The organism is Brevundimonas sp. SL130 (assembly GCF_026625805.1).
Classification (GTDB): domain Bacteria; phylum Pseudomonadota; class Alphaproteobacteria; order Caulobacterales; family Caulobacteraceae; genus Brevundimonas.
Window position 1 is genome coordinate 965,534 of record NZ_CP113064.1, and the last position, 13,950, is coordinate 979,483.

The 13,950-nt window shown below is 64.0% G+C and carries 15 protein-coding genes and 1 tRNA gene; 12 read left to right on the top strand and 4 right to left on the bottom strand.

The window, feature by feature from the left end:
• Positions 1-61 precede the first annotated feature (61 nt).
• Positions 62-1,843 carry a signal peptide peptidase SppA gene (gene sppA, locus OU998_RS04850; protein ID WP_267515708.1) on the bottom strand — a complete coding sequence of 594 codons (1,782 nt, stop codon included), beginning with the start codon at positions 1,841-1,843 and terminating at the stop codon, positions 62-64.
• Positions 1,844-2,063: 220 nt separating this feature from the next.
• Between sppA and panD the strand changes: the two genes are divergently transcribed.
• A complete protein-coding gene (panD, locus tag OU998_RS04855) occupies positions 2,064-2,420 on the top strand; it encodes an aspartate 1-decarboxylase (RefSeq protein ID WP_267515709.1) in 357 nt (118 codons plus the stop codon).
• Positions 2,421-2,490: 70 nt separating this feature from the next.
• Here the strand turns inward: panD and OU998_RS04860 are convergent, their stop codons facing one another.
• Positions 2,491-3,237: an SIMPL domain-containing protein gene (locus OU998_RS04860; RefSeq protein WP_267515710.1), complete on the bottom strand. Its 747-nt coding sequence runs from the start codon at positions 3,235-3,237 to the stop codon at positions 2,491-2,493.
• A gap of 222 nt (positions 3,238-3,459) precedes the next feature.
• Between OU998_RS04860 and OU998_RS04865 the strand changes: the two genes are divergently transcribed.
• The 11 genes from OU998_RS04865 to OU998_RS04910 all read left to right on the top strand — a co-directional run bounded on the left by OU998_RS04865 (position 3,460) and on the right by OU998_RS04910 (position 12,321).
• A tRNA-Ile gene (locus OU998_RS04865) sits at positions 3,460-3,535 on the top strand.
• A gap of 93 nt (positions 3,536-3,628) precedes the next feature.
• Positions 3,629-5,263, top strand: a complete 1,635-nt coding sequence (locus OU998_RS04870) for a DUF6538 domain-containing protein (protein ID WP_324287977.1) — start codon at positions 3,629-3,631, stop codon at positions 5,261-5,263.
• 326 nt (positions 5,264-5,589) lie between these two features.
• Positions 5,590-5,988, top strand: a complete 399-nt coding sequence (locus OU998_RS04875; RefSeq protein WP_267515712.1) for a hypothetical protein — start codon at positions 5,590-5,592, stop codon at positions 5,986-5,988.
• Between the two features lie 175 nt (positions 5,989-6,163).
• Positions 6,164-6,517, top strand: coding sequence for a Bro-N domain-containing protein (locus tag OU998_RS17030; protein WP_420709831.1), 354 nt, complete (start codon positions 6,164-6,166; stop codon positions 6,515-6,517).
• On the top strand, positions 6,441-6,980 hold the full coding sequence (locus OU998_RS04880) for a Bro-N domain-containing protein (RefSeq protein WP_267515713.1): 540 nt from the start codon (positions 6,441-6,443) through the stop codon (positions 6,978-6,980). The genes OU998_RS17030 and OU998_RS04880 overlap by 77 nt, the downstream gene beginning before the upstream one ends.
• Before the next feature lie 373 nt (positions 6,981-7,353).
• Positions 7,354-7,737, top strand: a complete 384-nt coding sequence (locus tag OU998_RS04885) for a hypothetical protein (protein WP_267515714.1) — start codon at positions 7,354-7,356, stop codon at positions 7,735-7,737.
• A gap of 130 nt (positions 7,738-7,867) precedes the next feature.
• A complete protein-coding gene (locus OU998_RS04890; protein WP_267515715.1) occupies positions 7,868-8,482 on the top strand; it encodes a hypothetical protein in 615 nt (204 codons plus the stop codon).
• Between the two features lie 10 nt (positions 8,483-8,492).
• Entirely contained in the window at positions 8,493-8,954 is a 462-nt protein-coding gene (locus tag OU998_RS04895) for a virion core protein, T7 gp14 family (protein WP_267515716.1), read from the top strand.
• A gap of 552 nt (positions 8,955-9,506) precedes the next feature.
• Positions 9,507-10,013 carry a hypothetical protein gene (locus OU998_RS04900; protein ID WP_267515717.1) on the top strand — a complete coding sequence of 169 codons (507 nt, stop codon included), beginning with the start codon at positions 9,507-9,509 and terminating at the stop codon, positions 10,011-10,013.
• The gene (locus OU998_RS04905) at positions 10,013-10,558 is read left to right on the top strand and encodes a recombinase family protein (RefSeq protein WP_267515718.1); all 546 of its coding nucleotides are present in this window, start codon (positions 10,013-10,015) and stop codon (positions 10,556-10,558) included. Before OU998_RS04900 ends, OU998_RS04905 begins: the two co-directional genes overlap by 1 nt.
• Before the next feature lie 311 nt (positions 10,559-10,869).
• Positions 10,870-12,321 (top strand): recombinase family protein, encoded by a 1,452-nt coding sequence (locus OU998_RS04910; protein WP_267515719.1) that lies wholly within the window; start codon positions 10,870-10,872, stop codon positions 12,319-12,321.
• A 57-nt stretch (positions 12,322-12,378) separates the two neighbouring features.
• Here the strand turns inward: OU998_RS04910 and OU998_RS04915 are convergent, their stop codons facing one another.
• Positions 12,379-12,870, bottom strand: a complete 492-nt coding sequence (locus OU998_RS04915; protein ID WP_267515720.1) for a hypothetical protein — start codon at positions 12,868-12,870, stop codon at positions 12,379-12,381.
• Between the two features lie 8 nt (positions 12,871-12,878).
• A complete protein-coding gene (locus OU998_RS04920) occupies positions 12,879-13,673 on the bottom strand; it encodes a hypothetical protein (RefSeq protein WP_267515721.1) in 795 nt (264 codons plus the stop codon).
• Between the last annotated feature and the right edge of the window lie 277 nt (positions 13,674-13,950).

Genomic DNA, 13,950 nt, shown 5'->3' on the forward strand with positions numbered 1-13,950 from the left:
GGCCCTGCGGTCAATGGATCGTCCCCTCACGCCTGTGTGCGATGGATCGTCACGCCCATCGTTAGAACATCGGTTGATCGGCCAGGACGACGGCGCCCTCGCTGCGCATCCGCTCGCCCTCGACCCGTTGCATCAGCGCCTGGGCCTGCGGATCGGCCATGACGCCGCCCAGCATGACCAGGGCCTGGGCCGCCTCGCTCTGGACCCCGAACATTTCGGACAGGGCTTCCCACGGCGACTTTGACTTGGGGAAATGCTTGAAGCGCACGGACTCGCCGGCCGGAATCTTGGCCAGGGCCTTGGCCTTGGCCACCGCCTCGGTCAGGCCGCCCAGCTGATCGACCAGGCCCAGCGGCAGGGCCTGGGCCCCGGTCCAGACGCGGCCCTTGGCGATCTCGCGCACCCGCGCCGGCTCCAGCTTGCGACCCGTCGCCACGCGGGTGATGAAGTCGTCATAGATCCGGTCCATCGAGCCGGCGAAGGCGGCCCGCTGCTGGGGCGTGAAGGACTGGGTCGACGAGAAGGCGTCGGCGTACTGGCCCCCGACCGTCAGGTCGCGCATATCCACGCCGAACCGGCCCAGGGCGTCGGCGACGACGAACTTGCCGCCGAACACGCCGATGGAGCCGGTCAGGGTCGAGGGCTGGGCCACGATCCAGTCGGCCTCCGAACTGACCCAGTAGCCGCCCGATGCGGCGTAGGCGCCCATGGAGACCACCACCGGCTTGCCGGCGGCCTTGGCCGCGCGCACGGCGGCCAGGATCTGTTCCGAGGCTTCCGGCGATCCGCCCGGCGAGGAGACGCGGAAGACGATGGCCTTCACGGCCTTGTCCTCGATGGCGTCATAGATGGCCCCGGCCGTGTCGTCCGAATGGATCGACGAGCCGCCGCCGAAGCTTCCGCCGTCGCCCCGGCCGGTCACGATGGCGCCCTCGCCGCCGACGATGGCGATGGCGTTCTTGCCCGAGCCGGTCCGTTCGCCCTTTTCGGAGACGTACTGGCCGAACTCGACGATCTCGGCGCCCTTGCCGGCGCGGCGCTTGATCTCGGCTTCGGCCTCTTCAACCTGGCCGATCTTGTCGATCAGCTTGTTCGACAGGGCCTGTTCGGCCGAATAGGGGCCGGCCTCGATCACCGTCTTCAGCGCGGCCGGGGTGGTCTTGCGGTCCTGGGCGGCGTTGGCCAGGGCGCTGTCATACAGCGAGGTCATCCAGGCCGTCATGGCCTCGCGGTGCGCCGGGGTATAGTCGCTCTGGGTGTATTCGTTGACGGCGTTCTTGTACTCGTAACGCTGCTCGAAATCGGCGCGCACCCCGTATTTGTCGAACGCCCGGCCCAGGAACAGGCTCTCGGCCGAGAAGCCGGTGGCCTGGAAGCCGGCGGTGTTCTGCATCCACAGTTCGGACGCCGAGGCGCCGACCATATAGGTCGACATCACCGCGCCGGCCGGGGCGAAGCCCTGGCTGTGGGCGATGACCGGCTTGCCCGAGGCGCGGAAGCGACGGATCGCCTGGCGCAGCTCGTCCGCCGTCGCCGGGGTCATGCCGGCCTCCGGCAGGCGGATCAGCACCGCCTTGACGTTGTTGTCCTTCTCAGCCTGGGCCAGACCGTCCACGACCTGAAGCACCGACAGGCTCGAACCGCCGAAGGCCGCGAACGGATTGGTCGACGGCTGGTCGCTGATCCCCTCGCGCAGGTCCAGTTCCAACACCGCGCTGGCGGGGGTTTCCGGTTTGGACGAGGCGCCCGCGATCGCGACGGTCAGCAACACCATCGGAATGACGACGACGAACAGGATCAGTCCGGTGAAGACACCCAGAACCGTCAGGAAGAATTGCTTCATGGGAGAAGGCGCGCTCGCAGGGGCCGAAATGGCTCGATTTCACCATAGTGCCGGAACAGTCACCGTCAAATGAACGTCCCGCAACGTCGGCGCGTCGCATCGCCCCGGATCCAGCATGTTGCGGCGGCGCGCCGCGATTGATGCGGCTTGCGGAAATCCCTATATGAGCCGCCAACGAGCGAGGGCCTGTCGCCCCGCGCCATAGACCGGAGACCGCCCCATGCTGGTCACCCTGATGAAGTCCAAGCTGCACCGCGCCACGGTGACCCAGGCCGACCTCGACTACGAGGGCTCGATCGCCATCGACATGGATCTGCTGGACGCGGCGGGCATCTTTCCGCACGAGCAGGTCGATGTGCTGAACATCACCAACGGCGCCCGTTTCACCACCTACGCCATCGAGGCCCCGCGCGGCTCCAAGGTCATCGGCGTCAACGGCGCCGCCGCCCGCCTGGTCCAGAAGAACGACAAGGTCATCGTCGTCACCTACGGACAACTCCCCCAGGAAGAAGCCCGCCAGTGGACGCCGAACGTCGTGCTGCTGGACGATAACAACGAGATCAAGCGCGCGGCCTGATCCAGGCGACGTGGCGATGCAAAAAGGCCCGCCGGCGACGGCGGGCCTTTTCTTCGTTCATCAGCGTCGATCAGCGCGCGATGTCGTAGACGCCCGTAATGTCGATCCGCACCGTCAGCTCGCCGGCGGCGACCGGGGTGCTGGCGTCCTCGCGCATCGCCATGGCGCGCACGGCGAACATCGGCTGGGGCTCGGGCGAATAGCCGCCGCCTTCGCTCAGGTTGCGGATGCCGGCCAGCTGGACGTTCAGGGCCTGGGCGTACAGCTGGGCCTTGGCTTGCAGGGCCCGAACGGCCAGTTGGCGCGCCTGGTTCTCGGCTGCGGTCGGATCCTTCAGGCCGAAGCTGATGCCGTCGATCTGGTTGACCCCGGCTGCGACCACGGCGTCGGCGGTGGTCCCGACCTTGGTCAGGTCGTTGATGACCACCGTCACCCGGTTCACGGCCTGATAGCCGCGCAGCTTGGGCGGTTCGTTCTGCACATAGTCATATTGCGCCGACAGGTTCAGGCCCGAGGTCTGGACGTCGCGCTCGGCGATGCCGGCGCGGCGCAGGGCGGCCATGACCTGGGTCATCCGGGTCGCATTGTCGCGCATGGCCTGCTGGGCCGTGGGGGCCTCGGTCTGGACGCCGAAGCTGATGGTGGCCATGTCCGGCGCGGCCTTGACCTCGCCATAGGCCGACAGGTTCAGCGACGGCGCGGGCTGCATCATCTGCACCGGCTGGACGCTCTGGGCCATCGCCGGAGCGACCGCGCTCAGGGCGACCGCCGCCGTCAGGGCGCTGCCCAGCATCAGGGATTTGAACGCGCTTTTCATGCCGAAGTCTCCGTAGGACGATCCTGACCGACGGGTTCGTCGATCCATGGCCGCAACCTTGGCCTTTTATGCCTGAACCAACGCCTCAGCTTCCATGTCGGTTTCCGTTCATCTTCGTGAATTCGCTGAAACATGCCGTCTGAGAACGCGCCTCTTGGCAAGCCGCATCCGCGCCTGCTAGGCGGTTCCTCCCGCCGCGCCGCGCATGGTCGCGCGCTCTGGGGGCCTGTAGCTCAATGGTTAGAGCCGACCGCTCATAACGGTCTGGTTGGGGGTTCGAGTCCCTCCGGGCCTACCAATCCTCGATAGAGGTCTGATTAGGCAGGAAATCCAGCAAATCCGGTCCTTCTGAAGCTTGCACTGTGACACAAAACTGTGTCACCGGACGGGAATGGACGCCGTGCACGGATGCGCTCATCTCTACCGCCGTGGAGCGGTCTATCAGTTCCGCCGGAGGGTCCCGGAGGACGTCTCGGGGGACCTCGGGATCACCCAATGGCGCGAAAGTTTGCACACCCGCGACTTTGAGGAAGCCAAGCGCCTCGCCCGCGAGAGGGGCGTCGCCACTGATGCCTTGATCGTCAATGCGAGGGCGAAGGCAGCCGGTAAGGCGTCCTTGCCGCTGAACAAGACCGATGCCGCGCGCATGGCGAACGCCTGGATCGGCGAAGTCCTGGAGTTCGATGAGGCGACGCGAACGGGCCGTGGTGAGAGCGGCGTCAGAGGCGCGCATCTGTGGCTGGAGGAAGCCACCCCTGATTATCGCCGGGCGTTGGCGACCCTCGACATCACCTCGGTCACACCGGAGGTGGACAAGGCGCTTGCCCAGGCAGGCCTATGGTACCCGCCGGGGGACCCTAGCCGGGAGATACTGGGTCTCGCCCTGCTTCGTGCCCAGGTTCGCCTTCTGGACCTCATGGAGCGCCGTCTGTCGGGGCAAGTGGTGGAACCGCCTTCGGAGGCCCCACAGGCGTCCTCAGGGGCCGTAGGGGGCATCACTCTCGGCCAGCTCATCACCCTCTACAAGGCCGAGCGCATGTCCGCACACGGAGGAGAGTCCACAGAGCGTAAGTACGGCCATGTCTTCAGGGCCTTGGAGGAGGCGCTGGGCACGGAGAGGGCCATCCGAGGCATAACGCGGGCTGACATCCGCCAAGTCCGCGACCTTCTCAGGCGTGTCCCCGCCCATGTCGGAAAGCGTTTTCCTGGCCTCAGCTTGACGGAGGCGGCCGATAGGGCCGACGCCACGGGCGCGCAGCGATTGGCCCCCAACACGGTCAAGTCGTATCTTCAGAACCTGTCCGCGATGCTGCACTGGGCGGTCAAGGAAGAGCATATCGACCGTAACCCCGCTGTCGGCCTCTTGGGCAAGGACAGGGCGGTGGTGAAACGCCGGGGCTTTAAGCCGGACGAGCTGGCGGTACTCTTCAGCGCCTTGGAAGCTGAGCGGGCGCGGATGCCTTGGAAATACTGGCTCTCGGCCATTGCCCTCTACTCTGGTGCCCGCGCCGGGGAGATCGCGCCGCTGCGAACGGCTGACATCGTCCAGATAGACGGCGTCTGGTGCATGAACTTCTCCGAGTTCGACGAGGAGGGGCGGCGGATCGAAGAGCGCCGACTCAAGACGGAGCCCAGCGCGCGGCGCACCCCTCTTCATCCCGCTCTGGTGGAGGCGGGCTTCTTGGCCTTCGTCGAGGCCCGCCGGAAGGCAGGCGATGAAGTTCTATTCCCCCAGCTTCGCCCCGGCCCCGGCGGGAACCACTCTCACGACCTGTCCAAATGGTTCGGGCGGTTCAGGTCTGATCTGGGCCTCAGCGCCCCCGCCACGCCGTTCCACGCCTTCCGGCATGGTTTCAGAGATGCTTGCCGGGAGGCGGGCCTGTCGGAAGAGGTGGCCGCAGCTCTGGGCGGCTGGGCGGGACGCGGGCTGGTCTCGAAATACGGGGATCGCGGCATGGTCAGTGTGTTGGATCGCGAGCTTCGTAAAATCAGCTATGCGCCGTTCAATCTCCCCGCCGCCCCGTAGCCATCGTTCGTCCGCCCGGCGTCTCGCCAGCCCCGGATCGAATAAAGTTGCACCCTTGGGGTGGGATTGGCTCAGGAGAACCCTCAGGCCACCTCAGGTCACCTCAGTGTAACTTGACGGTGTGGCCAGCGCCTGGAGATCTGGGTTCAGCCTCCGCCTCGAATAAACTTCCACCCTTGGGGCGGGATTGCTCAGGATAAACCTCAGGTGCCCTCAGGTCACCTCAGGACAACCCGAGGGCGGCAGTAGGGGCTGAAGCTCGACGATGGCGTCTGGAAATTAGGCGATGTACGCCTAGGCCAGAATTCAACGTTATGGACGAGCTTATGGCCACCCCCTCCGCAGATGACCGCGCCCACACGAGCCGGAGGTCGATCTCTCCGGCGGTCCTTGCAGCCGAGCTTGACGGCCTGACCGGCGTTGTTGAGCGTCTAATCCCTCTCGCGCCCGAGACCCTCACGGCCCGCCAGTTGCTGTTCTTCCTGGCAGTTGCTCGCAAGGACCTTCGGCACAGCCGGGTTACCCTCAGTCAGATTAAGGGTGAGTTTGAGGGCATTGGCCGCTCTATCGAGAAATCCAAGGACATGCTGCTGGAGCCATCCCGCTCATACCCGAAGGCCGTAGGTTGGCTCACTCAGGAGCATGACCCCGAAGATCGCCGCGTTCGATATCTGCGGCTGACGCCGCGCGGCCTGGACGTCCTGGCCGCCATCGTGGGCGTCTAGCTGGGTGGGGTCGGCGACGCTAATCCCCGACCCCTGTCTGCTCTAGCCCAGCGAGACCGGGGCCACCCTTGGTCAGACCAAGGGAGGCTCCACAGAGGCAAACTATCTCGGGGACGGCGCGACGGGCAACCCCACCACCTTCGCCTTCACCCGCGCCGCCGACGACATCGTCAACATCCGCTCCACCTTGATCGACGGGGAGCCTTGGTTCGTCGCAGCGGACGTCTGCCGGGCGCTGGGTCTTAGGGCAGACCACACAAGTAAGCACCTCCACCGCTTTCAGCCGGAAGAGATCAACACCCTGGACCGCCGACTGCCTCCCTCGGACGGAGGCAGTGCCTTTGACCTGTGGGAACCGCGTGAGTATCGACTGCGGATTGTCTCCGAGTCCGGTCTCTACAAGCTCATCATGCGCTCGAACAAAGCCGAAGCCCAGGTCCTGACGAAGACACGTGACTCAAACACGTGCCTCCCGGAGGGTCTCTTCCGCCGACAACGACATCATCACCATCCGCTCCACCGTGATTGATGGTGAGCCTTGGTTTGTCTCGGCAGACATCTGCCGGGCATTGGGCCTCGCCTCCAACACAGCGACAAACGGCATCGGTCGCCGACTGTTCAAGCCGGACGAGTTGAAGTCGATCACGAGGGGAGGTGTTCAAAACACTCCCCCTCTCCTTTCCCTCTTTGAAGGCAGTACCAGTCGCCTCGCTCTGCTCAGTGAGCCTGCGCTTTACAAGCTCATCATGCGCTCGGAGAAAGCCGAAGCGCTGGCGTTCCAACACTGGCTCGCCTCCGAGGTCCTGCCGTCCATCCGCAAGACCGGCACCTACTCCCTCGCCGACCACGGCCGGGAAGCCATGCCGCTGCCTATGGACATCGCGGAATCCTTCGCGGTCGTGCTGGGGGAGGCCCTAGAAACCCCCTCCAGAGCCCGCAGGGGCGCAGGGAGACCTGTGGGCACCCGAGCGTCCCGTAAGCGATCTTGGTGACTCCAGCACCCCTTCCTGGGGCATCCAGAGGTAACCTGGGGAGACCTCGTGTCTCCTTGGGTGCCTTGGGGTATACTCAGGTGGTGGTGATTAGGGTAATCCTGTTATAGAGACTCTATGGTCTACCTATAGGTTACCCTAGGGTTTTAGAGATGGGGATTGGTGTCTCCGTTTTCAAAGTCTGCACGGATCTAGATCCTATATTTTCGCGGTTGTTCATCGCCTCGAATAAACTGACACCCTTGATACCAGCGTAGTTTTAAAACGCACTCTAGGAGCCAAACGCTGTCAGCGGCGGGCTCTGGTGCAGGAATGCGTCGCGTACTTCGCTGAGAAACCTGCCGCTGAGCTGCGGCACCAACCTGGAAAATCAATGGAACCGAACATCATCCGCACGGGCAACCGTGACGGCGACGCCGTCGTGCGCGTGGAGATCGCGAATAAGCGCGGTGTCTTCGTCACCATGGACGCCGCAGACTATGACGCTTGGGTCGCCGCCGGGCGATCTACGAGATTCTGGCTCAACCGAAACGGCCCCCTCACCGGAACCTATCGCGTGGTCTACCGCGACCGTAGCGTTGCCGGTGGGATTGCTGGGGTGGCCCGCGAGCTTCTGCAACCGGGACCGGGGCGAGTAGTCCAATACCGAGACCAGGACCGGCTGAACCTTTGTCGGCGGAACCTCCTCGTGCGCAGCGGTCGAGCGAAGGGGCAGGCCGTTGCTCCCGAGTTTGCCGATGAGATCGAGGACCTCTGATGCTCACTCCCCGCCAACTGCACGTGAAGGGCGCGCCTACACCCGTCCCGCCGCCCGGCGATGCCTCTGCGGCGGGGGGGGGGGGCAGACCAAACATCAGGCCTAAGCGCCGCAACCCACAAGGCCCGTCATGACCGATTTTCTTACAGGGGATGAGTTCACCGCCACCAACCACCGGGCCTCGGCCGAGAGTGGCTGTCACCGTGGCAACGAGGGGAACGGCCGTCCAGCCCTGCGGGAGCCCCTGCCTTGCTCCACGAAGTTTATAGATCTGGGTGGGGTATCAAATGCACAAGCCGCTGAGTGGCTTGTGGACCTATCCGAGGGCCTGAGCGAGGCAGACCAATCCGAAATCAAGGCCACCTCCGGCCTAGAGCCCGCTGTTGCGCTTGTGTCGCATGTAATGATCTCCGACATGGCCTGGGCAATTCTCGACGACGCGGAGCCTATCGCAGTCTTTGGCTGTGTCCCCATCGGCAATCCCTCGGTCGCCCATGTGTGGATTTTCGGAGCTGACCGGATGGATGAACGCGATGACGTCCTCGAAATCTTGAGGCAATCTAGGTCGTTCCTGAACCTGATGCAGACTCGTCACCAGACGCTGTACAGCTTCGCGGACGCTAGGAACACGCGGCGACTAACGTGGCTTCGGCGGTGCGGTTTCCAAGCCTACGAGCCCCGCCCGCCTTGCAGCCTGGAGGGTCATCTGTCCTTCCGCTTCACGACGACCCAGCGCGATGTGTGAACCAACTATCATGGCGGCTCTCGCCGTCGCCACGACCGCTGGCGGCATCGTCGCCCAGGTCCGGTCCGCCAAGAAGCAAGAAGCCGCGATCCGCGAGCAGCTTGCGGTCTCCCAGACCGAGATCGACAACAAGGCCACCGCCGAGATCAACGACCGCCAGCGCGCCGCTCGCCGAGAGCAGGCCCGCATCAAGGTGGCCGCCGGTCAGGCTGGCCTTCAGCTCGGAGGCTCCATCGACTCGCTTCTTCAGGACAGCCTCATGCAGGCCGGTCTGAGCGAGGAGCGCACTCTGGATAACCGAGCCACGGAACAGCGCGGCGTCACCGCCGAGGCCAACTCAATGCTGTCCCGCGTCGAGCGTCCCACCATCGTGGGTGCGGCTCTTCAGCTCGGTAGTGCGGGGATGAACGGTTACGCGCAGGGCAAGTCCCTGCAAATCGCCCGTCAGAATGCCCAGACCGAGCCGAAGTAGAGGTCCGGCTGCTCCACACGGCCTCGCCTCCGGCGGACTCCTGGCAGCCTTGCCGGTGCCAACGCTTTTTGGGTCACTTATCTGAACTGGCATATACGGGGTAGCGCGCTCAGCTAATCCCCCCACCGGGGGGCTCGGGACACCTCAGCGGCGGCAGGCCCCGCCCCCTCCATCACATATAGCAGCGGACCCATGCCGACACGCTAGTCCCCGCCCACGGAAAGGACCGCGCATGGCACCGCCCGCCACAATAGCCGCCCTCGGGTGGACGCCTGGAGACCTGATGGCACCCGAGGACGCCGCTTGGTTCCTTGGCCTTGAGCTTGACGACCTTCGTCGATGGAGAGTGCAGGCGACCGGTCCCGCCTACGAGCGGTGGGGGTGGCAGGCCTACCGCTATAAGGCTGGTGATCTGGAGTGGTGGCGGGGACAGAGACCCCGTCCGAAACGGGTATACCCTCAGCGGACAGGGGCAAGGCGTCCGACATGAGTTGACTTCCTAATTATCGGACGGTAAGTCCGGCCTTATCTTAGACCTTTTCGGACAGTTTCGTGGCCGACATCATCGCCTTCACCGCCGCCCCACAGGCCACCCCCAAGCTCCCCGAGGGCATCGCCATGGTCGTTCCCTTCGTCGGCATCGCCACCGCACAAGCGCGTCGGGCCTTGGACCACCTCCGCGCCTCGCAGGAACGGGTGGCGGCATGGGATGCCCAGCTCTCACCGCTCCGCGCCGCTACGACACAGGCCAAGGCCGCCGCCCGCCGCGTGGTCGCATCTGTCGGGCCGGGTGCATTCGGTGATGCGCTGGATCGCCGGGCGTTCGCCATGGCGCTGACGTGCGGCAGCTCTAGCCGTGACCGCGCCCAAGCGGTGCTGGACCTCCACGCTGCCCAGAGGGCCGCTGGGGCCGCCCTGGCTCGTCTGCCGCGCCAAGAGGCTCGCCGGGTCTACGACGCTGCGTTCCCAGGCCTTTCGCCTCAGCGGGTCGGCATTGCCGTCAGTGCGCTTCTGCGGGACCACGCGGTGGCCCTGCGGTTCGCCGTGGAGGCCCTGTGATGGCGGTCGTTGGTTATGCGCGGGTGTCATCGGTTGGGCAGTCGCTGGAGGTCCAGGAGGAGGCCCTGCGGTCTGCGGGGTGCGAGAAGGTCTTCTCCGAGAAGCGGACGGGGACGACCCAGGCGGGCCGCGACGAGTTGCGCCGGGCACTCGAGTATGTGCGGGAGGGCGACACGTTCGTCGTCAGCCGCATCGACCGCCTCGCTAGATCGGTCAGCGACCTGAGTGAGATTGTCGCCGTCCTCACCACGAAAGGTGTGAGCTTCCGCGCGCTCCAACAGGGAGAGTTCGACACGACCGCCGCGACGGGCCGCCTGTTCCTGACGATGCTCGGAGCGTTTGCGGAGTTCGAGACCAGCCTACGGCGAGAGCGTCAGATGGAGGGGATTGAGAAAGCCAAGGCCGAGGGGCGGTATAAGGGGCGGCCGAAGAGCGTGGATACCGCCTCAGTCCGCCGTCTTCATGCTGAAGGCGTGAAGCCCGCTCACATCGCTACGCGCCTTGGGGTGGCCCGCTCGACGGTCTACGAAGCCCTAAAGGGCTGACCGGAGCATTCGGGTGAGCGTGCCTTATACCCTGCTTTTTTTAGCGCGACTGTCTGAGCAAGAGGGGCAGGGCGCACGTCCGGCTGCCCACCGCCTGCTTTAGCCAGCGAGACCGGCGGTCCCTGCGCCAACAGGGGGCCGTCCACTCCGCGAAGGTATTCCTGGCGCTTTCCCTGGGCAACCTGCGGGAGCTGAGAGGCGGCCTAGGAGCCTTCCCACCCCGCAATGGCGAGGCGAAGCCTGAGCTTCACTCTCAGTTGACCGCGCACTCCAGGCGGCGTCTCTCCGCCGCCTACAGTAAGGACGTGCGTGTGATTCCAGCTACCACCAAACTCCGCCCAGCAGCCCAGTACCTCCGGATGTCTACGGACGGACAGCAGTACTCCCTGGAACATCAGCGGGCGGTCATCTCCGGCTATGCCCAGTCCGCCGGTTTCGAGATCGTCCAGACATATATAGACGCCGGTAAAAGCGGGGTGACAGCTCGCCGCAGAGAAGGCCTCAGCGCGCTCCTCGCTGACGTGGTGTCCAAGCAGGCACCGTACACCACACTGCTGGTTCTGGATGTGAGCCGCTGGGGCCGTTACCAAGACCCCGACGAGGCGGCGCATTACGAGTTCCTCTGCCGGTCGGCAGGGGTCGAGGTGCGGTATTGTGCAGAGACGTTCGAGCCCGGGTTGGCGGGCTCCGTGTTCAAGGCCCTCAAGCGTGTGATGGCCGGGGAGTACAGTCGCGAACTGTCTGCAAAAGTCCGCGTGTCGAAACAGCGGAACGCGCTGGCGGGGAACGCCCCTGGCGGAACCTCACGCTACGGGTTCGCCCGGCAGATCGTCAATCCAGACGGCAGCTTGGGCAAGATACTGGAGCGTGGGGAACGCAAGCAGCGCCCCGAGCAGACGCTTCAGTTCGTCCCCGAGGGGCCTAAGCAATCCGCAGTTCTCCGGCAGACTTTCCGGCTGTACCTCAACGACCACCTGAGGATGGCCGACATCGCGCGGCGACTGAACGCGGAGGGGAAGTTCTGGCTGGACGGCACACCGTGGACCAAGCAGCGCATCTCGGAAGTCCTGCGGTGTGAGTTGGTCACTGGTCGCCAGCCATTCGGGAAGACCGCAGTTTTCTTGGGTGACATAGTCTACCACGACCGTGCTTCCTGGGGCTCCGTTCAGGTTTTCCCGGCCATCGTCCCCGTGAAGACCTACGAACGGGTGCAGGCGCGACTGGCAACCCTAAACGGCCGCCCGGGGAAGACGGACGAGGAAATGCTCGAAGACCTTCGCATCCTGAAAAGACGACATGGCCGGGTTACTGCTGCCATGATCGATGCCGACCCAAGCTGCGGTGCAAGCGCCACATACTTCACTCGGTTCGGCACTCTTTCAAAGGCCTACAAGCTGGCGGGCTTTCACTACGCTCCCCGTGAGCGGGGCCGACGTGAGGACGGCTCTCGCATCTCGAGAGAGGAGGTCTTAGGCCGCATCCGCGATCTCCACGCTGAGAACGGCAGGATCAATATGTTCCTCTGCCGTGACGATGAGAGACTCCCGGCCCTGGATTGGATCAGGTGGGAGTTCGGAAGCCTGGGCGAGGCCTTCGATGCCGCTGGGGTTTCGCATCGGAGCAACGGCGGCCCACGCCGCACATCACCAAACAGCGTTCATCCCCGCGCCCCACCCGGGAAAGGCCGCGCTGAAGTCTTCACCGGCCCATTAGGTGGCCGATACACAATCAGCTCAGGCGGTCGAAAGAAGTACGGCTGCTGATACGAACGCCGACAAGAGGGCTGGCCGAAATCCGCGCTGTCGAGGCGAAAACTGGGGTCAGTTCCGTTCCAGAATTGAGGCCTTTTTCTTTTCTTTGGTGACGTTGGCTTCCAGCCGAGCCACTTGTACGCCTCGCAGCACCACAGGTAGCGCGTAAGACAAGACAAGGGCGGCGGCAGCTAGACCGAAGGAAACCCGCTGCAGCTCATTACTCAGGTCCACTTGGCTCTTCGGCACAAGACGAGAGCCAAGAATAAACGTGAGAGTCGCCAGATATAGCCAGAAGAGCTGCTGCTGCCTATCGAGCCGCCGCCGCACCAATTCGGTGTCGTTTTGGACCCGCTTCCACCCGCCCGGCCTGAGCGCGTCTGTGTTCAGCAAGGACATTATCGCGATGATGAACCCAGCTAGAATCGAGAACAACGTCACGATCACGTCCATCGCCTTCTCGTTACCGAGGATAAGCGGCCCGCCTAGTCGGTAGGCAGCGAAACCGACAAATGCGGCGATGACTAAAAGTGAAACATAGGCAACACGTTCAATGTTCATGACGCCTCTCAAGGTTGGTGCAGCTCATCGTGATAGCCCTTCAAAGCAGCCCAGCCGTGGTTATGGTCTGGGTGCTTACCTAACGCCTGAAGGGGCGAAACTTTCATCAACTTCACATCATCCGCGCCGATTGTTTCACCCCGCGCGGTCACGATCTTGAAGCCTTCATCATCGTCCGCGACAGCTTGGGTCGCTACCGCCAAGACCAATGGATCGGTGACCAGAGCTGCCCTACGCTTGTCTAGCGTGAGTTTCACCTCAACCTTCATATCGGGAGATGGAGCGGGCGCACCGACACCAGCGCCACTGAATGACCGAAGCTGATCCAATACGGCTCCAATAAGCCCTTCCTTGGTAGTGTCCCGCTGCGCGGCATCAACTGCGGTTTGCGAGGCCGCACCATTGAATGTGACTGAGCTAATCCCGTCTCGAGTGATCCGAGCTACCTTGTCCACATCAGTTCGGTCACTCAGGTCGAACCGGTAGTGGTCCGCAATAATCTGGGCATCTACAGCAGCTTGATTGACCCATGATACGAGGTAGGAGTCGGATGACGTGCCGCTTCTGCAACTCAGAACTGTATCGCCAAACACCAAATACAACAGGGTGGCATCTGCGTATTGGCGCTGAGGAGGGGGAGGTTGGGCCTGCAGGGCGTTAGCTCCACCATCTCCGGCATTCTGGGCTGCTACCGGCTGATTTCCCGCCGCAGCGCCTGGGTCAGGCAAGGTCGTGACAGCTTCTCCTGCTGTGTACACGGCGAGGTGAAGGTAAACTCCCTCTGGCTGCACATCATGATGCATCAGATAGATGCTTTTGCCGCCATAACTCGCTGTGCGTCTCAGCGGTTGGCGAGCAAGCAGCTGCCCGAGGAGCCCGGCAAAGCTGCCCGTGCCGCCCCTGTCGGCACCAAAGGCTGAAGGACTGTTAGCGAGCCGAACTCGTAGTTTCCGAATTAGCAAAAGTTGGTCCCCGATTCCCACAGCGCGTGGCCAAGACAACTACTGCGTCCTCGCCGCTGTAGCAAACCGCCGTTCCGCAGGCCCATCATGATCGCGCGTGGAGGATTGCGCGTGACAC